General features: G+C 71.2%; 23 protein-coding genes and 1 tRNA gene. 14 read left to right on the top strand and 10 right to left on the bottom strand.

Features of this window, described 5'->3' with window-relative positions; genetic code table 11:
- Nucleotide 1: 1 nt before the first annotated feature.
- Nucleotides 2–658: an SDR family NAD(P)-dependent oxidoreductase gene (locus AB6A66_RS12315; RefSeq protein WP_371056129.1), complete on the top strand. Its 657-nt coding sequence runs from the start codon at nt 2–4 to the stop codon at nt 656–658.
- Between the two features lie 10 nt (nt 659–668).
- On the opposite strand, the gene AB6A66_RS12310 is transcribed toward AB6A66_RS12315, so the two are convergent.
- Together AB6A66_RS12310 and AB6A66_RS12305 are read right to left on the bottom strand one after the other, a co-directional pair.
- On the bottom strand, nt 669–1,370 hold the full coding sequence (locus AB6A66_RS12310; protein WP_371056128.1) for a GntR family transcriptional regulator: 702 nt from the start codon (nt 1,368–1,370) through the stop codon (nt 669–671).
- On the bottom strand, nt 1,367–2,725 hold the full coding sequence (locus AB6A66_RS12305) for a formimidoylglutamate deiminase (protein WP_371056127.1): 1,359 nt from the start codon (nt 2,723–2,725) through the stop codon (nt 1,367–1,369). Before AB6A66_RS12305 ends, AB6A66_RS12310 begins: the two co-directional genes overlap by 4 nt.
- A 67-nt stretch (nt 2,726–2,792) precedes the next feature.
- On the opposite strand from AB6A66_RS12305, the gene hutI reads away from it, so the two are divergent.
- From hutI to AB6A66_RS12270, 7 genes are all read left to right on the top strand, one after another.
- Nucleotides 2,793–3,995: an imidazolonepropionase gene (gene hutI / locus AB6A66_RS12300; RefSeq protein WP_371056126.1), complete on the top strand. Its 1,203-nt coding sequence runs from the start codon at nt 2,793–2,795 to the stop codon at nt 3,993–3,995.
- Nucleotides 3,992–5,512: a histidine ammonia-lyase gene (gene hutH, locus AB6A66_RS12295; protein ID WP_371056125.1), complete on the top strand. Its 1,521-nt coding sequence runs from the start codon at nt 3,992–3,994 to the stop codon at nt 5,510–5,512. The genes hutI and hutH overlap by 4 nt, the downstream gene beginning before the upstream one ends.
- Nucleotides 5,509–6,303: an N-formylglutamate deformylase gene (gene hutG / locus AB6A66_RS12290; protein WP_371056124.1), complete on the top strand. Its 795-nt coding sequence runs from the start codon at nt 5,509–5,511 to the stop codon at nt 6,301–6,303. The genes hutH and hutG overlap by 4 nt, the downstream gene beginning before the upstream one ends.
- A gap of 157 nt (nt 6,304–6,460) precedes the next feature.
- A complete protein-coding gene (hutU, locus tag AB6A66_RS12285; protein WP_371056123.1) occupies nt 6,461–8,128 on the top strand; it encodes a urocanate hydratase in 1,668 nt (555 codons plus the stop codon).
- Nucleotides 8,125–8,547, top strand: a complete 423-nt coding sequence (locus AB6A66_RS12280) for a DUF1810 domain-containing protein (RefSeq protein ID WP_371056122.1) — start codon at nt 8,125–8,127, stop codon at nt 8,545–8,547. Before hutU ends, AB6A66_RS12280 begins: the two co-directional genes overlap by 4 nt.
- Nucleotides 8,544–9,548: an ornithine cyclodeaminase family protein gene (locus AB6A66_RS12275; protein WP_371056121.1), complete on the top strand. Its 1,005-nt coding sequence runs from the start codon at nt 8,544–8,546 to the stop codon at nt 9,546–9,548. The genes AB6A66_RS12280 and AB6A66_RS12275 overlap by 4 nt, the downstream gene beginning before the upstream one ends.
- Entirely contained in the window at nt 9,545–11,020 is a 1,476-nt protein-coding gene (locus AB6A66_RS12270) for an aromatic amino acid lyase (RefSeq protein ID WP_371056120.1), read from the top strand. The genes AB6A66_RS12275 and AB6A66_RS12270 overlap by 4 nt, the downstream gene beginning before the upstream one ends.
- 27 nt (nt 11,021–11,047) lie before the next feature.
- Here AB6A66_RS12270 and AB6A66_RS12265 read toward each other — a convergent pair.
- Nucleotides 11,048–11,121, bottom strand: a tRNA-Cys gene (locus AB6A66_RS12265).
- Between the two features lie 137 nt (nt 11,122–11,258).
- On the opposite strand from AB6A66_RS12265, the gene AB6A66_RS12260 reads away from it, so the two are divergent.
- The 3 genes from AB6A66_RS12260 to AB6A66_RS12250 all read left to right on the top strand — a co-directional run bounded on the left by AB6A66_RS12260 (nt 11,259) and on the right by AB6A66_RS12250 (nt 14,902).
- Nucleotides 11,259–11,912 (top strand): protein-L-isoaspartate O-methyltransferase, encoded by a 654-nt coding sequence (locus AB6A66_RS12260; RefSeq protein ID WP_371056119.1) that lies wholly within the window; start codon nt 11,259–11,261, stop codon nt 11,910–11,912.
- A gap of 51 nt (nt 11,913–11,963) precedes the next feature.
- Complete coding sequence (locus AB6A66_RS12255) at nt 11,964–13,391, top strand: TolC family outer membrane protein (RefSeq protein WP_371056118.1); 1,428 nt, start codon at nt 11,964–11,966, stop codon at nt 13,389–13,391.
- Nucleotides 13,392–13,468: 77 nt separating this feature from the next.
- A complete protein-coding gene (locus AB6A66_RS12250) occupies nt 13,469–14,902 on the top strand; it encodes a hypothetical protein (RefSeq protein ID WP_371056117.1) in 1,434 nt (477 codons plus the stop codon).
- 85 nt (nt 14,903–14,987) lie between these two features.
- Here AB6A66_RS12250 and AB6A66_RS12245 read toward each other — a convergent pair whose 3' ends face one another.
- On the bottom strand, nt 14,988–15,308 hold the full coding sequence (locus AB6A66_RS12245; RefSeq protein ID WP_371036941.1) for a DUF6280 family protein: 321 nt from the start codon (nt 15,306–15,308) through the stop codon (nt 14,988–14,990).
- Nucleotides 15,309–15,523: 215 nt separating this feature from the next.
- On the opposite strand from AB6A66_RS12245, the gene efp reads away from it, so the two are divergent.
- Nucleotides 15,524–16,087: an elongation factor P gene (gene efp, locus AB6A66_RS12240; protein WP_371036940.1), complete on the top strand. Its 564-nt coding sequence runs from the start codon at nt 15,524–15,526 to the stop codon at nt 16,085–16,087.
- 43 nt (nt 16,088–16,130) lie between these two features.
- On the opposite strand, the gene AB6A66_RS12235 is transcribed toward efp, so the two are convergent.
- Entirely contained in the window at nt 16,131–16,913 is a 783-nt protein-coding gene (locus tag AB6A66_RS12235) for a folate-binding protein YgfZ (protein ID WP_371056142.1), read from the bottom strand.
- A gap of 130 nt (nt 16,914–17,043) precedes the next feature.
- Here AB6A66_RS12235 and AB6A66_RS12230 point away from each other — a divergent pair, with 130 nt between their 5' ends.
- Nucleotides 17,044–17,232, top strand: coding sequence for a histidinol phosphate aminotransferase (locus AB6A66_RS12230; RefSeq protein WP_371036939.1), 189 nt, complete (start codon nt 17,044–17,046; stop codon nt 17,230–17,232).
- Here AB6A66_RS12230 and AB6A66_RS12225 read toward each other — a convergent pair.
- The 4 genes from AB6A66_RS12225 to AB6A66_RS12210 form a co-directional block, all read right to left on the bottom strand.
- Nucleotides 17,217–18,395, bottom strand: a complete 1,179-nt coding sequence (locus AB6A66_RS12225) for a peptidoglycan DD-metalloendopeptidase family protein (protein ID WP_371056116.1) — start codon at nt 18,393–18,395, stop codon at nt 17,217–17,219. The genes AB6A66_RS12230 and AB6A66_RS12225 overlap by 16 nt on opposite strands.
- Before the next feature lie 81 nt (nt 18,396–18,476).
- Nucleotides 18,477–19,121: a protein-L-isoaspartate(D-aspartate) O-methyltransferase gene (locus AB6A66_RS12220; protein WP_371036937.1), complete on the bottom strand. Its 645-nt coding sequence runs from the start codon at nt 19,119–19,121 to the stop codon at nt 18,477–18,479.
- Nucleotides 19,118–19,900 carry a 5'/3'-nucleotidase SurE gene (gene surE, locus AB6A66_RS12215; RefSeq protein WP_371056115.1) on the bottom strand — a complete coding sequence of 261 codons (783 nt, stop codon included), beginning with the start codon at nt 19,898–19,900 and terminating at the stop codon, nt 19,118–19,120. Before surE ends, AB6A66_RS12220 begins: the two co-directional genes overlap by 4 nt.
- A gap of 68 nt (nt 19,901–19,968) precedes the next feature.
- The gene (locus tag AB6A66_RS12210) at nt 19,969–20,628 is read right to left on the bottom strand and encodes an SDR family NAD(P)-dependent oxidoreductase (RefSeq protein ID WP_371036935.1); all 660 of its coding nucleotides are present in this window, start codon (nt 20,626–20,628) and stop codon (nt 19,969–19,971) included.
- Nucleotides 20,629–20,744: 116 nt separating this feature from the next.
- Here AB6A66_RS12210 and AB6A66_RS12205 point away from each other — a divergent pair, with 116 nt between their 5' ends.
- The gene (locus AB6A66_RS12205) at nt 20,745–21,308 is read left to right on the top strand and encodes a biotin transporter BioY (RefSeq protein WP_371056114.1); all 564 of its coding nucleotides are present in this window, start codon (nt 20,745–20,747) and stop codon (nt 21,306–21,308) included.
- A 76-nt stretch (nt 21,309–21,384) separates the two neighbouring features.
- Here the strand turns inward: AB6A66_RS12205 and purF are convergent, their stop codons facing one another.
- Complete coding sequence (gene purF, locus AB6A66_RS12200) at nt 21,385–22,881, bottom strand: amidophosphoribosyltransferase (protein ID WP_371056113.1); 1,497 nt, start codon at nt 22,879–22,881, stop codon at nt 21,385–21,387.
- Nucleotides 22,882–22,982 lie beyond the last annotated feature (101 nt).

The raw sequence follows: 22,982 nt of genomic DNA, 5'->3' as shown, positions 1-22,982 counted from the left end.
GATGGCTCGCCCGCCTCACGCCGTGATCACCGGGGCCAACCGCGGCATCGGCGCGGCCCTCGACGCGGGGCTCCGGGCGGCGGGCTGGACCGTCTCTGGCACCGCGCGCGCGGGCGACGGGTTCCTGCCTCTCGACGTGCGCGATCCCGAGAGTGTCGGCGCCCTCGCGGCACGGCTGGACTCGGTGCCGGTGGACCTTCTGGTCTGCAACGCGGGCATCTACCCCGACAAGGGCGAGAGCCTCGCCGACGGCTACCCGGCCGAGATGTGGGCCGAGACCTTCGCGGTGAACGTGACGGGCGTGTTCCTCACCGCCCAGGCGCTCCTGCCCAATCTCCAGATCTCTGACGCGCCGCGGATCGCCGTGATCTCCAGCCAGATGGGCAGTTCCACGCGCGCGCCGGGCGGCAGCTACATCTACCGCGCCTCGAAGGCCGCGGCGGTGAACCTGGGGCGCAACCTGGCCACGGATCTCGCGCCGCTCGGGATCGCGGTGGGCATCTACCACCCCGGCTGGGTGCGCACCGACATGGGCGGCGCGAGGGCCGAGATCGGTGTCGAGGACGCCGCCCGCGGCCTGATCGAGAGATTCGGCGAATTGAGCGTCGCCACGACCGGACGTTTCCTGACCTGGGACGGGCGCGAGCACCCGTTTTGAGGCGCCCGGCTCAGATCTTCATGCGCAGCCGGTAGCCTGGCGCGTAGGCCAGCCGCACCCAGGTGACTGGCGCGTCCGGACCCTGGGTGGCGCGCTCCAGCACCATCACGGGCGTTCCGGGCGCGCAGCCCAGATGAGCGGCGGCATCGGCGCTGGCGGGCTCGGCGGCGTAGTCGAGCGTGCCGCGATCGAACGGCGCGTGGCGCACCAGCCACTCGTTCGCGCTGATCTCGTCGAGCGGCGCGGCGGCGAAGTCCGGCGCGGCGGCGAGGTTCACCCAGCGGTCCTCCCAGGCGTAGGGCCGCCCGTCGGCGAGGTGGAGCGCGCGAACCCGCTCGGCGCGGGCGCCGGGGGCGAGCCCCAGCGCGAGGCGTGGAGCCTCGGGCACGGGCGCGGCCCCGCGCGCGATCAGCGCGTGGGCGTAGCGCGCGCCGCGTTCCTCGACCTCCTCGCGGACGATCGGAACCGACAGAAGGGCCCGGCGCTGCGGCGCCTCGGCAACGCGTGTGCCGGCGCGGCGGCGCCGCTCCAGCAGCCCCTGCTCGGCCAGCGCGCGGAGTGCGCGGTTCACCGTGGCGCGGGCATGGCCCAACTCGCGCGCGAGCGCCACCTCGCTCGGGATCAGCTCTCCGGGCTGCCACTCCCGGGTCTGGATGCGGCGCAGGGCCTCGTCGTGCACCGCGCGCCATGCCGGGCGCCGCCCGGTCGTCATAGCGCATCCCCGAGCCGGACCATCGCCTCGCGGAACCGCGCCTCGATCCGGCTCCGCGCCACGTGGGCGCCGTCGCGGACCACGTGGCGGCCTGCCGACCAGACGTCGCGCACCAGCCCGTCGCCGGCGGCGAAGATCCATGTGTCGAGCGCGGTGTCGCCGTTCCGTCCAACGAGGGCGGTGGCCTCGGTGTCGAGCGCCACGAGGTCGGCCCATTCGCCGGGCGCGATCGCGCCGCGCCCCCGCCCGAGCGCCTGCGCGGCGCCGGTCGCGGCGGCCTCCAGAAGCTGGCGACCCGTGGACTGGCCGGGATCGGCCAGCACGGCGCGGGCGCGATCCCGCAACCGCTGGGAATATTCGAGCGCCGAAAGCTCTCCCGAGAGCGAGATCCGCAGGTTGGAATCGGAGCCGACGCCAAACCGGCCCCCCGCGGCGCGCCAGCCCGCCCCGTCGAAGATGCCGTCGCCGAGATTGGCCTCCGTCACGGGACAGAGCCCCGCGACGGCGCCGGTGCGCGCCAACCTGGCGGTTTCGTGCGGGCGCATCTGGGTGCAGTGGATCAGGCACCACCGCGCATCCACCTCCGCGTTGTCCAGAAGCCACTCGACGGGCCGCGCCCCGAGCGCCGACATGGCCTCGCTCACCTCGCCCTCCTGCTCGGCGAGGTGCATGTGCAGGGGCCCCAGCCCCACTTCGGCGATCTGCGCCAGCGCGTCCTGAGAGACGGCGCGGAGCGAATGCGGGGCAAGGCCAAGCACGGCATCCGGCCCCAGCGTCGTCATGGCCCCGGCCGCGCCCTCCACCAGCCGGGAGAAGCGGTCGGTGTCGTTGCCGAAGCGGCGCTGCCCGTCCCCTAGGGGACGCCCGTCGCAGCCGCCCTGGCTGTAGAGCACCGGCAGAAGTGTGAGGCCGATCCCGGTTTCCGCAGCCGCGGCGACGATCCGGTCGGAGAGTTCCGAGAGTCGGGGGTAGGGGGCGCCTCCCGGCTGATGGTGCAGGTAATGAAACTCGCCCACGGCGGCGAAACCCGCCTCCAGCATCTCCATCTGCACCTGCGCAGCGATGGCTTCCACCTCGTCGGGGCCGAGCGCTTCGAGAAAGCGGTACATCAGCTGCCGCCAGGTCCAGAAACTGTCCTGCCCCGAGCCGCCGCGCCGCTCGGCCAGGCCGGCCATCGCGCGCTGGAAGGCGTGGGAATGCAGGTTGCCCGGCGCGGGCAGCAAGAGCCCCGTGCGGTGATCGGGCGCGGCGCCGGCCGGCGCTTCGGCGAGCCGCCCGTCGGGTGCGATGGCGACGCGGATCTCGCTGGCCCAGCCCTCGGGCAGGAGCGCCTGCGCTGCGTGGATGATCGTCATCGGGGCCTCTTGACGGGGTTAATATGTGCAGACATAAAATCGATAAACCCGATTTCACGAGGGTTCAATGTCCGCCTACGTCCTCACCGATGCCGTCCTCGCGACGATGAACGCGTCCGCGCCCTACGGCCTGGTGCCGAAGGCCGCGGTGGCTGTCGAAGGCGATCGCATCGCCTGGGCGGGGCCGGCCGACGCGTTGCCCTCGCCCTTCGACGGCTGGCCGGCGGAGCGGCTGGAAGGGCGTCTCGTGACGCCGGGCCTGATCGATTGCCACACGCATCTCGTCCACGGCGGCGACCGCGCGGGGGAGTTCGAGATGCGCCTCGAAGGCGCGAGCTACGAGGAGATCGCCCGCGCCGGTGGCGGCATCGTCTCGACCGTCACCGAGACCCGCAAGGCGGACGAGGAGGCGCTGGTATCCGGTGCGCTTCGCCGTCTCGACGCGCTCATCGCCGAGGGCGTCACCACGGTGGAGGTGAAATCGGGCTATGGCCTCGACGCGGAGACCGAGCTGCGCATGCTGCGCGCGGCCCGCCGGCTGGGCGAGGCGCGAAACGTCACCGTGCGCACGAGCTTTCTGGGTGCGCACGCCGTCCCGCCCGAGCAGGCGGGCCGCGCCGACAGCTACATCGACGAGGTCTGCCTGCCCGCGCTGCGCCGGGCGGCGGAGGAGGGGCTCGCCGACGCGGTGGACGGGTTCTGCGAAAGCATCGCCTTTGACACGGCGCAGATCGCGCGCGTCTTCGATCTCGCCGCCGAGCTGGGACTGCCGGTGAAGCTCCATGCCGAGCAGCTGTCCTGGATGGGCGGGGTGCGGCTCGCCGCGTCGCGGGGCGCGCTTTCGGCCGACCACCTGGAATACGCGACCTGGGAGGACGCCGCCGAGATGGCGCGCGCCGGCACGGTCGCGGTGCTGCTGCCGGGGGCCTTCTACACGCTGGGCGAAACCCGGCTTCCGCCTCTGGGCGCCTTCCGCTCCCACCGCGTGCCGATGGCGCTCGCCACCGATTGCAATCCCGGCTCCTCGCCGCTCACCTCGCTGCTTCTGGCGCTCAACATGGGGTGCACGCTCTTCCGGATGACGCCGGAGGAGGCGTTGCGCGGCGTCACCGTTCACGCGGCCCGCGCGCTCGGCCTTGCCGATCGGGGGCGCATCGCGGCGGGCCTCCGGGCCGATCTCTGCGTCTGGGACGTGGCGCGCCCGGCCGAACTCGCCTATCGCATCGGGTTCAACCCGCTCCACCGCCGGATCGTGGGGGGGCGCACATGATCCTTTCGCCCGGCGCCGTGCCCCTGGCCGATCTGGAGCGGCTCTGGCGCGAGGGCGAGGCGCCGCGGCTCGACCCGGCGGCGCGCGGGCCGGTGGAGGCGGCGGCAGAGCTCGTGGCCCGGGCCACGTCGGGAGAGGCGCCGGTCTACGGCGTGAACACCGGCTTCGGCAAGCTCGCCAGCCGGAAGATCGCGGCCGGGGACACCGCGCAGCTTCAGCGCAACCTGATCCTGTCGCATTGCGCCGGCGTGGGGGCGCCGATGCCCGAGGCGCTGGCGCGTCTGATGATGGCGCTCAAGCTCATGTCGCTCGGCCGGGGCGCATCGGGCGTGCGCTGGGAGATCTGCGCGCTTCTTGAAGGGATGCTCGCGCGGGGCGTCACGCCGGTGGTGCCGCACCAGGGCTCCGTCGGCGCGTCGGGCGATCTCGCGCCGCTTGCGCACATGACCGCCGTGATGATCGGCGAGGGCCGCGCCTGGCACCAGGGCCGCGAGATGGCGGGCGCGGACGCGCTGGCGGCGGCGGGTCTCGCGCCGGTGGCGCTCGGCCCGAAGGAGGGGCTCGCCCTCATCAACGGCACGCAGTTTTCCACGGCCTGCGCCCTCGCCGCGCTCTTCGACGCGTTCCGCGCGGTGGAAAACTCCGCCGTAATCGCGGCGCTTTCCACCGATGCGATCATGGGCTCCACGGCGCCGCTGGTGGCGGAGATCCACAGGCTGCGCGGGCACGTCGGCCAGATCGACGTGGCCTGCGCCATGCGCCGCCTGATGGAGGGCAGCGAGATCCGCGAGAGCCACCGCGAGGGCGACCCGCGCGTGCAGGATCCCTACTGCATCCGCTGCCAGCCGCAGGTGGCGGGCGCGGCGCTCGACGTGCTGCACACGGCCGCGCGCACGCTCGAGATCGAGGCCAACGCGGTCACCGACAACCCGCTCGTGCTGGTGGAAGAGGGCCGCATCGTCTCTGGCGGGAACTTCCACGCGGAACCCGTGGGCTTCGCCGCCGACCAGATCGCGCTCGCCCTCGCCGAACTCGGCAGCATCTCGCAGCGCCGCGTGGCGCTCATGGTGGACCCGGCGCTGTCCTTCGACCTGCCGCCCTTCCTCACGCCCGATCCGGGGCTGAACTCGGGGTTCATGATCGCGGAGGTCACCACCGCCGCGCTGATGAGCGAGAACAAGCACCTCGCCACCCCCTGCGTGACGGATTCGACGCCCACCTCCGCCAACCAGGAGGATCACGTGAGCATGGCCGCCCACGGCGCGTGGCGGCTCTTTCGCATGGTGCAGAACCTCTCCGTCATCCAAGGCGTCGAGGCGCTCTGCGCCGCGCAGGGGATCGAGGCGCGCGCACCGCTCCGCAGCTCGGCGCGGCTTCGCGAGGTGCTCGCGCGGCTCCGGCAGGACGTGCCCCCGCTCGCCGAGGATCGTTACATGGCCCCCGACATCGAGACCGCCGCCGCGCTCGTCCGTGAGGGCGCGCTGGTGGCGGCGGCGGGGCTGGAGGGTTTCCGATGATCGAGGTCGTGCAAGGGGACGGGCCGCTGGTGCTGGGGCTGCCCCACACCGGAACGGACCTGCCCGCGGAGGTGGCCGCGCGGCTCAACGACCGGGGCCGGGCGCTCGCCGATACGGACTGGCACGTGCACCGGCTCTACTCGGGGCTCGCGCCCATGGCGAGCAAGGTGCGCACCACGATCCACCGCTACGCCATCGACGTGAACCGCGCCCCCGACGGGGCGAGCCTCTACCCGGGGCAGAACACCACCGGGCTCGTCCCGCTCACCGATTTCGACGGGGCGCCGATCTGGCAGGACGGCGCGGAGCCCGACGCGGAGGAGGTGGCGCGCCTGCGCGACGCCTACCACGCGCCCTATCACGAGGCGCTCGCGGCCGAGATCGCGCGGGTGCGGGAGCGCCACGGCGTGGCGATTCTCTACGACTGCCACTCCATCCGTTCGACGGCGCCCTTCCTCTTCGCGGGCGTGCTGCCGGATTTCAACATCGGCACCGATGACGGGCGGAGCTGCGCGACGGTGGTGGAGGAGATCGTGCGCGAGGTCTGCGACGCGGCGCCGGGCTACAGCACGGTGGTCAACGGGCGTTTCAAGGGCGGCTGGACCACCCGGCATTACGGCCGCCCGGAGACGGGTGTTCACGCCATCCAGATGGAGCTCGCGCAGTCCACCTACATGGAGGAGGCGCCGCCCTGGACCTGGCGGGCCGATCGCGCGGGGCGGCTGCGCGGCCATCTGGCGCGCGTGCTCGAGGCGCTCGAGCGGCTGGCGGCGGGAGCCGCGCTGAGATGAGGCGGGGCGCTGTGGACAGGTCCGGACGGAAGCGCCGATCGCTCCGATCTTTTTCTCCCTTTTCCAGCGAATTGCCGCCCTCGGCTGCGAAATCGCCTCAAGCTGGAACAGCTGTGGATAACCTTCCGGGCGGCGACGCCCGATCAGGAGACTGCCGATGACCGATCCCCGCCACAACATCCGCGACATCTATCCCGACACCGGACCCGAGATCCGCGCGAGGAGCTGGCAGACCGAGGCGCCGCTCAGGATGCTGATGAACAACCTGCACCCGGACGTGGCCGAGAACCCGCACGAGCTCGTCGTCTATGGCGGCATCGGCCGTGCGGCCCGCACCTGGGAGGATTTCGACGCGATCGTGGCCACGCTGAAGCGGCTCGGCGAGGACGAGACGCTGCTGGTGCAGTCGGGCAAGCCGGTGGGCGTCTTCCCGACGCACCGGGACGCGCCCCGCGTGCTCATCGCCAACTCGAACCTCGTGCCCCACTGGGCGACATGGGCGCATTTCAACGAGCTCGATCGCAAGGGGCTCGCCATGTATGGCCAGATGACCGCGGGCTCCTGGATCTACATCGGCACGCAGGGCATCGTGCAGGGCACCTACGAGACCTTCGCCGAGGCCGGGCGCCAGCATTACGGCGGCGACCTGACGGGCCGCTGGATCCTCACCGGCGGGCTCGGGGGCATGGGCGGCGCGCAGCCGCTCGCCGCGGTGATGGCCGGGGCCTGCTGCCTCGCAGTGGAATGCGACGAGGCCCGCGCCGATTTCCGGCTCCGCACCCGCTACGTCGACGAAAAGACGCATGATCTGGACGAGGCGCTCGCGATGATCGCGCGCTGGACCGCGGCCGGGGAGGCGAAGTCCGTCGCGCTCATCGGCAATGCGGCCGACGTCTTCACCGAGCTCGCGCGCCGGGACGTGCGCCCCGACATCGTGACCGACCAGACCTCGGCGCACGACCCGCTGCACGGTTACCTGCCCCAGGGATGGAGCGTGGCGGAATGGCGCGCGAAACAGGAGACCGATCCTGCCGCGGTGGAGGCCGCGGCGCGCGCCTCCATGCGCAACCACGTCGCCGCCATGGTGGCGTTCTGGAACCGCGGCGTGCCGACGCTGGATTACGGCAACAACATCCGCCAGGTGGCGCGGGAGGAGGGGCTGGAGAACGCCTTCGCCTTCCCGGGCTTCGTGCCGGCCTACATCCGCCCGCTCTTCTGCCGGGGCGTCGGGCCGTTCCGCTGGTGCGCTCTCTCGGGCGACCCGGAGGACATCTACCGCACCGACGCCAAGGTGAAGGAGCTGATCGACGACCCGCACCTGCACAACTGGCTCGACATGGCGCGGGAGCGCATCTCCTTCCAGGGCCTGCCCGCGCGGATCTGCTGGGTGGGCCTCGGCCAGCGCCACAAGCTCGGCCTCGCCTTCAACGAGATGGTCGCGCGCGGCGAGCTGAAGGCGCCCATCGTGATCGGGCGCGATCATCTCGACAGCGGCTCGGTGGCGAGCCCCAACCGCGAGACCGAGGCGATGCGGGACGGCTCGGACGCCGTGTCTGACTGGCCGCTTCTCAACGCGCTTCTCAACACGGCGAGCGGCGCCACCTGGGTCAGCCTCCATCACGGCGGCGGCGTGGGCATGGGCTTTTCCCAGCATTCCGGCATGGTGATCTGCTGCGACGGCACGGAAGAGGCCGCGCGCCGGATCGGGCGCGTGCTCTGGAACGACCCGGCGACGGGCGTGATGCGCCACGCGGACGCGGGCTACGAGGAGGCGCTGGACTGCGCGCGGGAGCACGGCCTCGACCTGCCCGGCATCCTGAAATGAGCCTCGCGCGGTTCCGCGAGGCGCAGGACAGGATCTGGCCCGCGCCGCTGGAAGAGCTCCGTGCGGGCCGCAAGGCGACGCACTGGATGTGGTTCGTCTTCCCGCAACTCCGCGGGCTCGGCCGGTCGGAGACCGCGCGTCGCTTCGGGATCGCCGGCCTGGACGAGGCGCGCGCCTATCTCGCCGACCCCGTGCTCGGCCCGCGGCTTCTGGAGGCGGCCGCGGCGATGCAGGCGAACGCCGGCCGCGCGCCGGAAGAGGTGCTGGGCGCGGTGGACGCGCTGAAGCTCCGCTCCTCGGCCACGCTCTTCGCCATGGCGGCGGAGGATCCCGCGCCGTTCCGCGCCCTGCTCGAGACCTTCCACGCGGGCGAGGACTGTCCCGCGACCCGCGACATGCTGAAAGGAGACGCTCGATGAGCCCGCCCGTCTACATGGACTATCTCAACCGCTTCGACGTGGAGGCGCTCGGCCTCGCCGACGAGGAGATCCTCGCGGCGGTGGAGATGGGGCTGCGGATGCAGGGGGAAGGCGCCACCGAGATCGAGCCCCGCACCCATATCCGGCCGCGCGCGGGCGCCGAGGGGCATTTCAACGTGCTGCGCGGCTGGATCGGCGGGCAGGTGGACAGCGCGGGCGTCAAGGTGGTGGGCGATTTCGTCGACAACTACAAGGCGGGCCGGCCCAGCGAATACGGCCTTCTCACGCTCTACGACCCGCGGATGGGCGCGCCCAAGGCGCTGGTGGACGCGACCGGGATCACCGAGATGCGCACGGGGGCCGTCACCGCGCTCGGCGCGAAGTATCTCGGGCCCGAGAAGCCCAGGGTGCTCGGCCATGTCGGCGCGCGGGGCACCGCCTACTGGAACGTCCGGCTTCTCTGCCATCTCTTCGATTTCGAGGAGGTGCGCGTCCACTCCCGCCGCCCCGAAAGCCGCGAGGCCTTCGCGGCGCGGCTCGAGGTCGATCTGGGACGGAAGATCACCGTCACCGAGGACTGGCGGAGCTGCCTCGAGGGCGCCGACATCGTGGTGGAGGCCTCCCGGCTCTCCGAGCCCACGCCGCTTTTCCGTACCGAATGGGTGAAAAAGGGCGCGCTCGTCGTGCCTTACGGCACCATGTCGGCGGTGGAGATCACGCTCACCGACATCATGGACAAGGTGGTGATGGACGACTGGGGGCAGGCCCACGGCATCTTCGGCGCGCTCCGCGATCATGTGGACCAGGGCAAGCTCACGGCGGAGACCCTCCACGCCGAACTGGGCGAGATCGTCGCCGGGCGGAAGCCCGGGCGGGAGAGGCCGGACGAGACGATCCTCTTCTGGCATCGGGGCCTCTCGCTCTCCGACATCGCGCTGGGCCACGCCATGCTGGAAAAGGCGCGCGCCATGGGTGTGGGCCAGCGGCTGCGCTTCGCATGACGGCGGCGCCGATCGGAGAGGGGCGCGTCACGCTCGCCGCCTTCGCGGGCCTGGTCGCGGGCGGCGGGCCCGTCCGGCTGTCTCCGGCGGCGCGGGAAAGGATGTCGGCCGCGCTCGCCATCGTGGAGGCCCGCGCGGCTGGCCCCGATCCCGTCTACGGCATGAACACCGGCCTCGGCGCCAAGCTCGCCGAGCGCATCCCGGCCGAGGACATCCCTGCCTTCCAGCGCCGCTTCGTCCTGGGCCGCGCCGTGGCCGCGGGCGCGCCCCTGCCCGAGGCGACCGGCCGGGCCGTGGCGATCGCGCGGCTCGTCTCGGCGGCGAACGGGCCGGCGGCGCTGTCGCCGCCGATGGCGGATCATCTTTGCGCCCTCCTCGAGGCCGGGCTTTCGCCTGTCGTGCCCGAGTTCGGCTCGATCGGCGCGGCGGACCTCACGCAGCTCGCGGTCTGGGCGCTGGGCGTGCTCGGCGAGGGGGAGGTCTGGCGCGCAGGCGAGATCCTGCCCGCGGCGCGCGCCTTCGCCGAGGCCGGGCTCGCCGCCCCGCAGCTCGGGCCCAGGGACGGGCTCGCGCTCGCAAGCCATGCGGGGCTTTCGGTCGCGCTTGCCGCCGATGCCCTCGGGCGGGCGCGCACGGCGCTCGACGCGGCGAAGGCCGCGCTTCTGCTGTCTTACGCGGGCCATGACGCCAACCGCGCCATCCTCGCCCCGGAGGTGAACGCGCGGCGTCCCGCGCCGGGCCAGGCCGAGGCGGCGGCCTGGCTCAGCGAGCGGCTCGCGGGCACGGCCCACGCGCCGCGGCGCATCCAGGAGGCGCTGAGCTTCCGCCAGGCGGCGCCGGTGACCGGCGCGGCCGAAGACGCGCTCGCCCGCGCCGTGGCCGTCTGGGAGGACGAGGCCACCGGCACCCCCGACAGCCCCGTCGTCCTGTCCGACGGCGCCATGGCCTCGACGCCCAACTTCCACGCCCCGGCGCTCGCGCTCGCGCTGGAAGGGGTGGCGCTCGCCATGTCCATGGCGGGGCAGGGGGCGGTGCAGCGCATGCAGCGGATGATGTCGCCCGCCCTGTCGGGCCTGCCGCGGGATCTCTCGCCGGAAGGCGGGGCCGCGGCGGGGATGGTGCCGCTTCAGAAGACCGCCGCGGCGCTCCTTGCAGAGATCCGGCGCCACGCCCAGCCCGCGATCCTCGATCCCGCGCCGGTTTCGGAGGGCGTGGAGGACATGGCCTGCCTCACCCCGCTCGCGGCGCGCAAGCTCTGCGACCAGATGCGCGCGTTCCGGCTTCTCGCCGGGGCGGAGGCGCTCGTCGCGGCGCAGGCCATCGACCTGCGCGGCGGCGGCCTCGGCGCGCCCGTGGCCCGGCTGCACGCGGCGCTGCGCGACCGCATCCCGCCGCTTGGCGCGGACCGGCCGCTCGGCCCCGATATCGAGACGGCTGCCCGGACCCTGGACGCCGCCGCGGGAGAGATCTGAAATGGGGGCTAGGTCCCGGGGGGAATTTGGAGGCGAGTACCGGAATCGAACCGGTGTACACGGATTTGCAATCCGCTGCGTCACCACTCCGCCAACTCGCCGCCGTGGCGGTGCACGGATAGCCCATCGCACCTGCGGCCGCAAGAGCGCAGCTGGCGCGGAATAGTTGCGGCGGCCGTTGCCCGGCCTCCGTGATTCTGGCAAGAGACTGGAACGATCCCCAGGCCAAGGGCGCAGAATGACCGATTTCGCCACCCGCCGCACGAACATGGTGGACACGCAGATCAGGGTCGCGGACGTGACCAAGTTCCCGATCATCGCCGCGATGCAGCAGGTCCCGCGCGAAGTTTTCGTGCCGCGTGAGAAGCGCGAGGTGGCCTATGTCAGCGAGAATGTGGATCTGGGTGACGGGCGCGTAGTGCTGGAGCCGCGGACGCTCGCCAAGATGCTGGATTTGCTTGATATTCAACCCGATGAGCTGGTCCTCGACATCGGCGCGGGTCTTGGCTACGCGGCGGCGGTCATGGCGCGGCTGGCCGAGGCCGTGGTCGCCGTGGAGGATGACGCGGCGCGCGCTAAGGACGCGCAGGCGCTGCTGTCGGACCAGAACGCCGACAACGTCGCCGTGCATCACGGACCGCTCACCGAAGGCGCGCCGGAACACGGCCCCTACGACGTCATCGTGGTCGAGGGCGCGGTCGAGACGCTGCCCGACGCGATCACCGCCCAGCTGAAGGACGGCGGCCGGATCGCCTGCCTTTTCCAGGAAGGCGCGCTTGGTGTGGTGCGCATCGGCTACAGGCTCGACGGGGCCATGAGCTGGCGCTTCGGCTTCAACGCGGGCGCCCCCGTGATCCCGGGGTTCGAGCGTCACGCCGCCTTTACCCTTTGACGCGACATTCGAACTCGAGCGCAGACAATAAAAGCATGAGGAACGGCAGGCATGAAGAGATGGTGGAGGACAGCGCGCCATAGCGCTGCGGTCGGCGCGCTGGCGCTGGCCATGGCGATCGTGCCCCGCATGGGGGCGGCCGAAACGCTTGGATCGACGCTGACCAGCGCCTACGAGAACAGCGGGTTGCTCGACCAGAACCGCGCGCTTCTGCGCGCCGCGGACGAGGATGTGGCCTCGGCGATCGCGGCGCTGCGCCCGGTAATCAACTGGGAGGCCAACTTCCGTCGCAACTTCGGCACGCAGGGATCCGAAATCGGCGGCGTGTTCTCGGAGTCCGGCATCTCCGACACGCAGGTCGACCTTGGCGTCAACCTTCAGCTTCTGCTTTACGATTTCGGCGAATCCCGCCTGCGGGTCGACATCGCGAAAGAGACGGTGCTGGCCACGCGCCAGTCGCTTCTGGGCGTGGAACAGGACGTGCTCCTGCGCGCCGTTCAGGCGTATTTCGGCCTGCGGGAGGCGAACGAGACCATCGCGCTTCGCGAAAACAACGTGCGCCTGATCTCGCGCGAATTGCGCGCGGCGCAGGATCGGTTCGAGGTGGGCGAGGTCACGCGGACCGATGTCTCGCTCGCCGAGGCGCGTCTGGCCCGGGCGCGGGCGAACCTCGCCGTGGCAGAGGGCAACCGCACTGAGGCGATCGAGGAATTCCGCGCCGCCGTGCGCCGCCCGCCGGGCGCGCTGTCGCCGCCCAACTCGCTTCCGCGGCTTCCCGCCAGCCTTGAGGAGGCGCGCGGGCTTGCCGTGCGCAACCACCCCGACATCAAGCGGGCGCAGCGCAACGTGACGGTGGCCGAGCTTGGCGTCGCGCTGGCGGATGCGGGCCTTTATCCCGACATTTCGCTGACCGCCGGCCTTCAGGCGCGGGAAACCGTCGACAGCGAGGCCTATGGCCGCACCGGGTCGGTCTCGATCGGCGCCCAGGGGCCGATCTACCAGGGCGGCCGGCTGACGTCGCAGATCCGGGCGGCCATGGCGCGCCGGGACGAGTCTCGCGCCGTTCTGCTTCAGGTCTCCGACCAGCTGGCCCAGACCGCGGCGACCGCGTTCGCGCGCGTCCAGTCCCGTCGCGCGGCGCTGGAGGCAAGCCAGCGCGAGGTCCGCGCCGCCCAGCTCGCCTTCGAGGGCGTGCGCGAGGAGGCCACGCTCGGCGCCCGGACGACGCTCGACGTGCTGGACGCCGAACAGGATCTGCTGGACGCGCGGGCCAACATCATCGCCGCCAACGCGCAGCTCTACACCGCCGCCTACCAGCTTCTGGCGGCGATCGGCGTCCTGACGGCGGAGGATCTGAACCTGCCGGTAAAACGTTACGATCCCGCGCAGTACTACAACCTCGTGAAGGACGCGCCGGCGGCCGTCTCGCGCCAGGGCCGGGAGCTTGACCGCGTTCTCAGGGCCATCGGCAAGGAGTAGGCCACGCGCGATGCGTTGTGCGGGTCCGCCACGGCGGATAATCTTTCACCAAAGAGCAGATCGGTAACCCATCCCGAATGTCAGACCCGGTTTCCAAGCCCGATATCGACGACGTGCTCGCCTCCATCCGTCGGCTCGTGTCCGAGGACGGCCGCGCGGAACGGCGCCGGCCGCCGGCCGGCGGGGGCAGACTGGTGCTGACCCCGGCCTTGCGCATCGACGAGTCGTCGCCTGAGGACGCGCCGGACGAGCCGGGGCAGGCCTCCAGCGCCGTCACAGGGGCCGATGATGCGCCGGCGCCCCGCGTGCCGCCCGAGGACACGCGCAACGAACCGGCCGCACGGGCCGAGGACGCCTTGCCGGGGAACGGGGACGCGGCGCAGGACATGCCGGAGCCCGACGCCGAGGACGGGCCGCGGGATCACGCGACGCCATCCGACGCCGCGCCCGCCGCGGGCCACGCCCCAGATGCGGGCGGCGAAAGCTTCGACGAGGGGGCCGCACCCCGGTCAGGCGAAGTCGAGGCGGCGCAGGACGATGGCTGGACCGTGATGCGGGGCTGGAGCGACCGCGTGGACGAGATCATTTTCAACACGCCCACGCCCACGCCCATGCCCACGCCCACGTCCGCGATGGCGCCGGCGGGGGCGCGCGACCCGGCCGGAGACGCCGCGGACGACGCGGGCCGACCGAGGTTGGAACCGTCCGCGGAACGTCCCGTCGACCCGGCCCGGGATGCCGGTGGCGTGGACGAGGCCGAGGCATGGCAGGACAGCGAGACGGCCGCCCGGGAGGAGACGCCGAAAGGCCGAAGCGAGACCGTGCCGGCAGACGCGCTGCGCACCGCCACGCTGGAGCAGAAGATCGCCGAGCTCGAGGCATTGCTGAGCCGCGGCCCCGGGGGCCGGGACGACAGCGAGGCGGCGTCGCAAGGCGGGGCAGGATCTTCCGCGCGATCCGGGGAAGACGGCCCGGCCGGGCCCGTGCCGGCGGCCGCGGCCGCCGAGGATGCCGGCCCGTCGGGGCACTCGGCCTCGGACCCCGGCTGGACGGTCGTTTCGCCGGTCGCAGGGATCGCGCCCGCGCGCGAGCGGGCCGATGCGGCGGCGCATGACGGCAGGATGGCCGTGGAACCGTCGCCCGGCGTTGCGGAGCCCGCGCCGGAGGCGGCCGAAGCCGACAGCGATGCCCGGGAGAGCGCCTGGCACATGGTCACGCCGGTCGTCGGAATGCCCGCCGCCGCGCCTGCCGGCGAGACGCGGGACGACGCGCGCGAGACCGGGACCGGCGCCCAACCCCGGGCCGGGGAGGACGAAGAGCGTGCCCCCGAAAGCTATGATTTCGCGTCGGACGGCCTTGGCCCTATCGACGAGGACGCGTTGCGCGACCTGGTCGCGCAGATCGTGCGCGAGGAATTGCAGGGCGCACTGGGTGAGCGCATCACCCGCAACGTCCGCAAGCTCGTGCGCCGCGAAATCCACAGGGCGCTTACCGCGCAGGACCTCGACTGACCCTCGCAAGGCCACAACGGAAAAGCGCGCCCCGATAAGGGGGCGCGCTTTCCGGTTCGGACAGTCTGGCCCGCGGCAGCCGAGGTCAGGCGGCCTCCGCCTGCTCGGCCGCGTGGCGCCGCTCGCTTTCCTCGCGCGACAGCGCGACGGAGGTGCGCACGCCCCGCGCCACGAAATCCATAAGGCCATTCACGACACGTTCATTCGGGTCGATGCCGGCACAGCTCAGCACTTCGCGACCGTCGCGCGAGCGCGCCCACCGGGCGATCTGCTCGGGGCCGTTTCCATATTTCTTGTCGTCCGCGATGGCATCATCCAAAGCGGCGAGTACGACGGCGGCGAACAGCTTGCGGGCGCGATTGCCCTGCTCCTCGTTGAACGCCGTTCCGTCAACGAAATCCTTCATCTCGTTGTCCTTGTTCTTGCTCTTGCATTTTCGGGCGTGAGGGCCCTTATGGCGGAATTCACGCGATTCGGATACCGCTGAGATGCATGTCTATCATGCGTTTGGAGCATAAGTCATGACCAGGTTCACACGAAATGAGCCGGGTTGCCACTGCGCGATGCGCGAGATATAGGTGCCGGCGTCATTTCTGCAAGTCTGCGTGAAGGCCGCTTCGAATGCCCAAGATCAACGGCAACGAGATCCGCCCCGGCAACGTCCTGGAACACAACGGCGGCCTGTGGGTCGCGGTCAAGGTCGATCATGTGAAGCCCGGCAAGGGCGGTGCCTTCGCCCAGGTCGAGATGCGCAACCTGCGCAACGGCTCGAAGCTCAACGAACGCTTCCGCTCCGCCGACAAGGTCGAGCGCGTGCGGCTGGAGCAGCGCGACCAGCAGTTCCTCTACGAAACGGACGGGATGCTGGTGTTCATGGACACCGACAGCTTCGAGCAGATCGAGCTGCCCGCCGAGATCCTCGGCGACCGGCGGCCGTTTCTTCAGGACGGCATGACGATCCAGATCGAGTATTACGAGAACGAGGCGCTGAACGCGACTCTGCCGCAGAAGGTGACCTGCACCGTCGCCGAGACGGAGCCGGTGGTGAAGGGTCAGACCGCGGCGAACTCCTTCAAGCCGGCGCTGCTCGACAATGGCGTGCGCATCAGCGTGCCTCCCTTCGTGGGCCCGGACGAGAAGATCGTCGTGAACACCGAGACGATGGAATACTCCGAGCGCGCGTGACAGCGCGGCCCGACAAGGCGACGCCGATCTTCCTCAAGAGTCTCTAGGCCGGGCGCGCCGCCTCGCCTGCGAGGCGCACTCGTGCCTGACCTGCGGACATCTCGGGGCCGACGCGGTCGAGGCGCAGATAGGCGATGGCCCGGTCGCCCGCGCGCGTGTGGATCGTGCCCGCGGCCTTGCCGTCGCTTTCGATCCGGGCGCCAGGCTCGGCCGGACCTTCCAGCTCGACAGTCGCCAGCCCCTTTCGAAGCTCGGTCTTGTGGTGCATGCGCGCCGTGACCTCCTGCCCGACATAGCACCCCTTGCGGAAATCCACGCCGTTCAGGCGCTCGAATCCGGCCTCAAGGATGAAGCTGTCCGGCGTTAGTTCGCTGCCTGCTTCCGGGATGCAATGCGCGACCCGGACCGCATCCCAGTCGGTGCCGTCGTCGCCCTCTTCCGCGCCGTAGAGCCGCCAGCCGAGCGCGGGATGACGCGGGTCCGCGACCGCGCCGTCTGGCGCCGGGTCGCCCGTGCCGCGCCGGATCCGAAGTTCCGTCGCCTCGATCTCGACCGGGGCGCGCAGCTTGTAAAGCCTCAGGCGCTTCACGAGATCGTCGGCCTGGAAGTCCGCGACGTCGACCAGAACCGCATCGCCGTCCGCCACCAGGAAGAAGTCGGCGATGTACTTGCCTTGCGGCGTGAGCATGGCGGCATAGACCGCCCCCGCGTCGAGCTTTTCCACGTCGTTCGTCACGAGCCCTTGCAGGAAGTCGCGTGCCCCCGGGCCCGAGACGCGAAGCACGCGGCGTCTGGATGCATCGGTCATCGCGGCATCTCCTCGAATCCTATGTACCAATATAGGCGCACGCGCCCTTGGCGAAACCCGGCCAGCCGCCTTGCGTCCAACAGGTTACGGACTCTTGACGCTTGCGCGCTATGCTATGGTCGGATCCGGGAGAGCGCGGAGAAACGCGATGCGAGGAAAGCCTGTCGGCCGGGTGGAGGACTACACGGGCACCTGCCTGGTCCTTTTTTTCGTCAATCTGCTTCTGCTGCTCGCGATCCTGTGGGCCGTCTTCGGGCTTCCCGCGGCGCTGCTCACCGCGGTGGCGCTCAACTTCCTGATAAATCGGGCGGAGCGCCGCCGTCACGGCGTCAGGTAGGGCATCGGGTCCACGCGTTCGGTCCCGCGGGTCACCTCGAAATGCAGGAAGGACGGATCGCCGCCCGCGACGCGCGCGATGGTCTGGCCGCGGCTTACCCGGGCGCCCTTCGTCACGCTGATGTCGTCAAGGTTGACGTAGACGGTGAGCAGGTTGTCGGGGTGCTTGACCACCACGATGGACACCTCGTCAGTGTTCGAGGTGACGGCCGCCACCTCGCCTGCGGCGGCCGCGCGCACCGGCGTGCCGGGGTCCGCGCCGATGGCGATCCCGTTGTTCCGCCCGCGCGCGTACTCGCGGATGATCGGGCCGTCCACGGGGAACACCATGCGCGCCGTGTCAGTGGATTGCGTTTCCCGCCCGAGATCCTGCACCGGCTCCCGTTGCGCCGCGGTCTGAGGGCGGGCGGCCGGCGCGGCGTCTTCCTCGGGCAGCGGGCGGGTCGCGCTGGGCGGCGTCGGCGTGGGCGAGCCGCTGCCGGGCGGCGGGGTCGCCGCAGCGGTGCGCGAGGTCCCCTGCGCGGCCTCGCGCGCCACCGGGATCAGCAGATACTGGCCCTGCCGCACGGAGAAGTCGGGGCCGAGCCCGTTCCATTCCGCAAGCGCGCGCACCGAGACGCCGTAGAGCCGGGCGATGGTGTAGGCGGTTTCGCCGCGCTCGACCCGGTGGCGGACCGGTTCCGGGCCGGCCGCGGGGGCGAGGGGCGTGGTCCGCACCGTGTTCGGACCCGCGCTGTCGATCGCCTCGCCCGCGACGCTTGCCACGTCCACCTGGCCGGAGCGGATGATCGGACCGTCCTGCGGGCCGGTCGCGGCCACGCGGCCGGGCAGGGCCATCACCTCGCCCGCGCGCAGCCGTGTCTGCGGCGTCACGCCGTTGTAGCGGGCCAGTTCGGTCGCGCCCAGGCCGGCCCGCGCGGCCACGTCGGCCACAGTGTCGCCGCGCCGCGCCACCGCGACCTGGTAGTTCGGGTAGGAGATGATACCCCGCTGATCGGGCGCGGGCCTTTGGCCCGTGCCGTTGCGGACGGCGTCGGAGGTGTCGAAGCTGCCGCCGCGAAGGTCGAGGTCGAGGTCCATCGTCTCGTCGCAGGCGGCGAGCGCGGCGAGCGCCGTGCCGGCGAGAATGGCGCGCAGAAGGCTGGGCATGTCGGGGCGGGTCATCTCGATGTCCTCAATCTCGCGCCCCTTGTGGCCGGGGCGTCGGTCCGGTTTGCGCGACCCCGCGCGGGGCCGGTCCGATGCTCATCCGTCACGGCCGAGCCCCTCTACCAGGGGAACGAACCGCACAGGTCGCAACTCGTCGTAGTCGAACCCGTTATCCGTCCGCGTGACGCGGATCAGGTGCTGCACGGCGTCCGACTGGCCGACGGGCAACACCATGATACCGCCGATCTTCAATTGCGCCAAGAGCGGGCCTGGAGGGTCCTCCGCGGCGGCGGTCACGAGGATACGGTCGAAGGGCGCCTGGTCGGGCAGGCCGTGGCTGCCATCGGCAGCGAAGACCGTGATGTTGGCCATGTCGAGCTCCGAAAAGAGCGCCTGCGCCTCGCGTACCAGCCGGGCGTGCCGGTCCACGGTGTAGACCCGGCGGGCGAGCTGGCTCAGGATCGCGGCCTGGTAGCCGGAGCCGGTCCCCACCTCGAGCACCGTGTCGCGCGGCTGCACTTTGAGCGCCTGGGTCATCAGCCCGACGACCGAAGGCTGGCTGATCGTCTGTCCGCAGGCGATGGGCAGCGGCGTGTCCTCGTAGGCGCGGTCGAGGAAGTAGTGGCGCACGAAGGCGCCCCGGTCGATCCGCTCCATCGCCGAAAGCACGCGCTTGTCCGTCACCCCTTTGGAACGCAAGGCGAAAAGGAACTGCATCTTGCGTTCGGCGGTGTCTGTCATAAGGCGCGGGCCACCGCGTCGAGCACGTCATGCGCCGTGAGATCCGCGCGCATGGGCGTGACCGAGACATAGCCCTCGAGGTTGACCGCCGCGTCGCTGCCCGGGGCGCTTTCGGCGCGCTGGTCGCCGCCCTTGATCCACAAGAACCGCCGTCCCGCCGGCGAATGGTGGGGTTCGGTGGAAAATCCGGTGCCCTGCCGGAATCCCAGCGGCGCGACGCGCAGGCCCTTCACCTCCGCCGCCGGCACCGGCGGGAAGTTCACGTTGTAGAAAAGCCGGTAGTCGGAGCTTTCCTCGGGCGTGGCGGCGAGAATCCGCCGCACCGTTTGCGCGCCGTGGCGCGCGGCCGCCTCGAACGGGTTGCCGAGCGTGTTGTTGCCGGGCCCCATGTACTGCGAAAGCGCGATCGCGGGCAGCCCGTGCAACGCGCCCTCTAACGCGCCGCCGAGCGTGCCGGAATAAAGCGCGTTCTCGGCAGAATTGTTGCCGCGATTGACGCCGGAGAGCACGAGGTCGGGCCGCTCGCCCTCCAGCACGTCGTAAAGCCCCGCGAGCACGCAGTCGGCCGGGCTGCCTTCGGCGGCATAGGTGCGTGGGCCGAGCCGCGCGATCATCATGGGATGGGTATAGCTGATCTTGTGCGCGACGCCCGACTGCTCGAACGCGGGCGCGACCGTCCAGACCTCGCCGTCATCGCCCGCAAGCTCGCCCGCGATGGCCTGAAGCACCTTCAGCCCCGGCGCGTTGATGCCGTCGTCATTTGTCACGAGAATACGCATCGGCTGCCCTGCCCGCCCGTTTCACCCTCCATAGTGGAGGCGAAAAAGGGGGGCAAGCGGTGGCCGTCTCAGACGATCCCCGCGAGAAGGCGCCGCGCCTCTTCCTCGCGCGGAGCGAGGTCTTCGCGCGGCTCGCCGGGATGAAATCGCGCGCGTGTCGCCGTGGCCATGGGGCGCGGTTCCAGCACGTGCACCCGCGGGCCGGTGCGCGCGCTTTCCGCCGCCCAAGACCGCGCCAGCGCGATCTGCGCGGCCTTGGTCGCGCCGTAGGCGCCGAAGAACTTCTCGCCCCCGCGCGGATCGTCGAAGAAGAGCGCCTGTCCCGTCTGGCCCAGAAGCGGCGCCAGATACGCGATCAGACGCGCCGTGGCGGTCACGTTGACGTCGAGCGCCTTGGCCATGTCCCGTTCGTCGATCGAGGGCGCGGGCGAAAGCGGCGGCGCGTGGATCGCCGTATGCGCCCAGAGCGCGAGCCCACCCCAGCGGTCGTGGATAGACCGGCAGAGCTGGGCCATCGCGTCGGGGATCGTGATGTCCATCGGCGCCAGCGTGGCCGCGCCGCCGCGCGCCTTGACGCGGTCGTCGAGTTCCTCGAGCGCGCCCACGGTCCGCGCGACCGCCACGACATGGAACCGGGGGGCGAGCGCCTCGGCCAGCGCGGCGCCCAGCCCGCGCGAGGCGCCGGTGACGAGCGCGACAGGGGGGGAGGATGGGTCCGTCTCCGTCATGTGCGCGCTCTTTCCACCCTTCGCGGCCATGCGCAAGCCCCGTGCAGATCGGGGCTTCCCTTCCGGCGCGAAATCGTCGAATTTGCCGCGGACAAGGAATTGGAAAGGACTTCGCCGTGACCCTGACCCAAGCCGCTCTCGCCCCCCGCTCCCTGACCTCGCAGGGTCTGCTCGTGCTGGCCGGTTCGGTCTTCCTCGGGCTGATCAGCCAGGTCGAGGTGCCGATGTTCCCGGTGCCGATGTCGCTTCAGACGCTGGGCGTCACGCTGATCGGCCTCACCTTCGGCGCGCGGATGGGCGCGCTCGCGGTGCTTGCCTACCTCGCGCAGGGCGCGGCCGGGCTGCCGGTCTTCTCGGGCGGGGACGCGGGCGCCCATCACCTCGTCGGCCCCACCGCAGGCTATCTCTGGGGCTTCGTCGCGATGGCGTGGCTCACCGGCCGGCTGGTGGAACTCGGGCTCGACCGCGGCCTTCTCCGGCTATTCGCGGCGGCCGTGGTTCCGGCGATGGCCATCTACCTGCCGGGCGTGGCGTGGCTGCATTTCGGGATCGGACTGGAGCTGTCCACTGCGCTTTCGGCGGGGATGCTGCCCTTCGTGCCGGGCGACCTGGTGAAATCGGCGATCGCCGCGCTTTCGATCGCGGGCGGCTGGGCCGCCCTGTCCCGCCTGCGCCGCTGAGGCGGCCGCATACGCGACGCGAAGGGCCGCCCGAGGGCGGCCCTTTCTTTGCATGTCACGCAGCAGGCGCGTCGCGCTATTCGGCCGCCTTGAGGCGGAAGCCCTGCTCGACCATGTCCGACGGCTCGACCGGGTAGTCGCCGGAGAAGCAGGCGTCGCAGTATTGCGGCTGCGCGGGATCGCGGCCGTTCGCCTCGCCCACCGCGCGATAGAGGCCGTCGAGGGAGATGAAGCGCAGCGAATCCACCTGCAGATGTTCCCGCATCTCCTCCTCCGACATCGTCGCGGCGAGGAGCTTCTCGCGCTGCGGGGTGTCCACCCCGTAGAAGCAGGGCCAGGCCGTCGGCGGGCTGGCGATACGGAAATGGACCTCCTTCGCGCCGGCATCCAGGATCATCTCCTTGATCTTGCGCGAGGTGGTGCCGCGCACCACCGAATCGTCCACCAGGATCACCCGCTTGCCGCGGATGAGCGCGCGGTTGACGTTGAGCTTCAGCCGCACGCCCATGTTGCGGATCTGCTCGGTGGGCTCGATGAAGGTGCGGCCCATGTACTGGTTGCGCACGATCCCGATCGCGTAGGGGATGCCCGATTCCTGGCTGTAGCCGATCGCCGCCGGCGTCCCGCTGTCGGGCACCGGGCAGACGAGATCCGCCTCCACCGGCGCCTCGCGGGCCAGTTCCACGCCGATCTGGCGCCGCGTCTCGTAGACGGAGCGCCCGCCCTGGATCGAGTCCGGGCGCGAGAAATAGACATGCTCGAAGATGCAGAAGCGCGGCCGCTGCGGCCGGAACGGGAAGTGGCTTTCCACGCCCGCATCGGTGATGACCACCATCTCGCCCGGGGCGATCTCGCGGATGAACTCCGCGCCGATGATGTCAAGCGCGCAGGTCTCCGACGACAGCACCCAGCCCGGTTTTGCCTCGGTGCCCACGCGGCCCAGCACGAGCGGGCGCACGCCCAGCGGATCGCGCACGCCGATGAGCTTCGTGCGCGTCATGGCGACCACCGAGAACGCGCCCTCGACGCGGCGCAGCGCGTCCTCCATCCGCTCGGGGATGTCGCGCTGAAGCGACCGCGCCATCAGGTGGATGATGCATTCGCTGTCCGAGGAGGACTGGAAGATCGAGCCACGGTCGATCAGTTCGCGCCGCAGCGCCATCGCGTTCGTGATGTTGCCGTTATGGGCGATCGCCGCGCCGCCCATCGAGAATTCGCCGAAGAAGGGCTGCACGTCCCGCATCGCGGTCTGGCCCTTGGACCCCGTGGTGGAGTAGCGCACATGCCCGATCGCAAGGCTGCCGGGCAGCGTTTCCATCAGGCTCGCGGAGGTGAAGTTGTCGCGGACGTAGCCGAAGCGGCGGGCCGAGTTGAACCCGGTCTCCGGGTCGTGGGAGACGATGCCGCCCGCCTCCTGCCCGCGGTGCTGAAGCGCGTGCAGGCCGAGGGCCACGAAATTCGCCGCGTCCGTCACGCCGAGAACGCCGAAGACGCCGCACTCCTCGCGCAGCTTGTCGTCGTCGAACGGGTGTCGGGGCAGGGTTGCGTCTGATCTGTCGCTGGGATGGGGCAAGGAAGGGAGGCTCCGAATCCGGGCACGCTCTGGCGTCTGCTTAAGGCATCGTGACGCGCGTGTCACGAAACGATCATGTTCGACCGGATGCAAAAGGGCCG

Origin of the sequence: Rhodosalinus sp. K401 (assembly GCF_041365735.1) — a bacterium.
Lineage (GTDB): Bacteria > Pseudomonadota > Alphaproteobacteria > Rhodobacterales > Rhodobacteraceae > Rhodosalinus.
This window is presented reverse-complemented; position numbering and strand designations above follow the sequence as displayed.

What these genes read in the sequence shown, in the direction of transcription:
- AB6A66_RS12315 (WP_371056129.1), top strand. Translation starts at nt 2, where the DNA reads ATGGCTCGCCCGCCTCACGCCGTGATCACCGGGGCCAACCGCGGCATC.
- AB6A66_RS12310 (WP_371056128.1), bottom strand. Translation starts at nt 1,370, where the DNA reads ATGACGACCGGGCGGCGCCCGGCATGGCGCGCGGTGCACGACGAGGCC.
- AB6A66_RS12305 (WP_371056127.1), bottom strand. Translation starts at nt 2,725, where the DNA reads ATGACGATCATCCACGCAGCGCAGGCGCTCCTGCCCGAGGGCTGGGCC.
- hutI (WP_371056126.1), top strand. Translation starts at nt 2,793, where the DNA reads ATGTCCGCCTACGTCCTCACCGATGCCGTCCTCGCGACGATGAACGCG.
- hutH (WP_371056125.1), top strand. Translation starts at nt 3,992, where the DNA reads ATGATCCTTTCGCCCGGCGCCGTGCCCCTGGCCGATCTGGAGCGGCTC.
- hutG (WP_371056124.1), top strand. Translation starts at nt 5,509, where the DNA reads ATGATCGAGGTCGTGCAAGGGGACGGGCCGCTGGTGCTGGGGCTGCCC.
- hutU (WP_371056123.1), top strand. Translation starts at nt 6,461, where the DNA reads ATGACCGATCCCCGCCACAACATCCGCGACATCTATCCCGACACCGGA.
- AB6A66_RS12280 (WP_371056122.1), top strand. Translation starts at nt 8,125, where the DNA reads ATGAGCCTCGCGCGGTTCCGCGAGGCGCAGGACAGGATCTGGCCCGCG.
- AB6A66_RS12275 (WP_371056121.1), top strand. Translation starts at nt 8,544, where the DNA reads ATGAGCCCGCCCGTCTACATGGACTATCTCAACCGCTTCGACGTGGAG.
- AB6A66_RS12270 (WP_371056120.1), top strand. Translation starts at nt 9,545, where the DNA reads ATGACGGCGGCGCCGATCGGAGAGGGGCGCGTCACGCTCGCCGCCTTC.
- AB6A66_RS12260 (WP_371056119.1), top strand. Translation starts at nt 11,259, where the DNA reads ATGACCGATTTCGCCACCCGCCGCACGAACATGGTGGACACGCAGATC.
- AB6A66_RS12255 (WP_371056118.1), top strand. Translation starts at nt 11,964, where the DNA reads ATGAAGAGATGGTGGAGGACAGCGCGCCATAGCGCTGCGGTCGGCGCG.
- AB6A66_RS12250 (WP_371056117.1), top strand. Translation starts at nt 13,469, where the DNA reads ATGTCAGACCCGGTTTCCAAGCCCGATATCGACGACGTGCTCGCCTCC.
- AB6A66_RS12245 (WP_371036941.1), bottom strand. Translation starts at nt 15,308, where the DNA reads ATGAAGGATTTCGTTGACGGAACGGCGTTCAACGAGGAGCAGGGCAAT.
- efp (WP_371036940.1), top strand. Translation starts at nt 15,524, where the DNA reads ATGCCCAAGATCAACGGCAACGAGATCCGCCCCGGCAACGTCCTGGAA.
- AB6A66_RS12230 (WP_371036939.1), top strand. Translation starts at nt 17,044, where the DNA reads ATGCGAGGAAAGCCTGTCGGCCGGGTGGAGGACTACACGGGCACCTGC.
- AB6A66_RS12225 (WP_371056116.1), bottom strand. Translation starts at nt 18,395, where the DNA reads ATGACCCGCCCCGACATGCCCAGCCTTCTGCGCGCCATTCTCGCCGGC.
- AB6A66_RS12220 (WP_371036937.1), bottom strand. Translation starts at nt 19,121, where the DNA reads ATGACAGACACCGCCGAACGCAAGATGCAGTTCCTTTTCGCCTTGCGT.
- surE (WP_371056115.1), bottom strand. Translation starts at nt 19,900, where the DNA reads ATGCGTATTCTCGTGACAAATGACGACGGCATCAACGCGCCGGGGCTG.
- AB6A66_RS12210 (WP_371036935.1), bottom strand. Translation starts at nt 20,628, where the DNA reads ATGACGGAGACGGACCCATCCTCCCCCCCTGTCGCGCTCGTCACCGGC.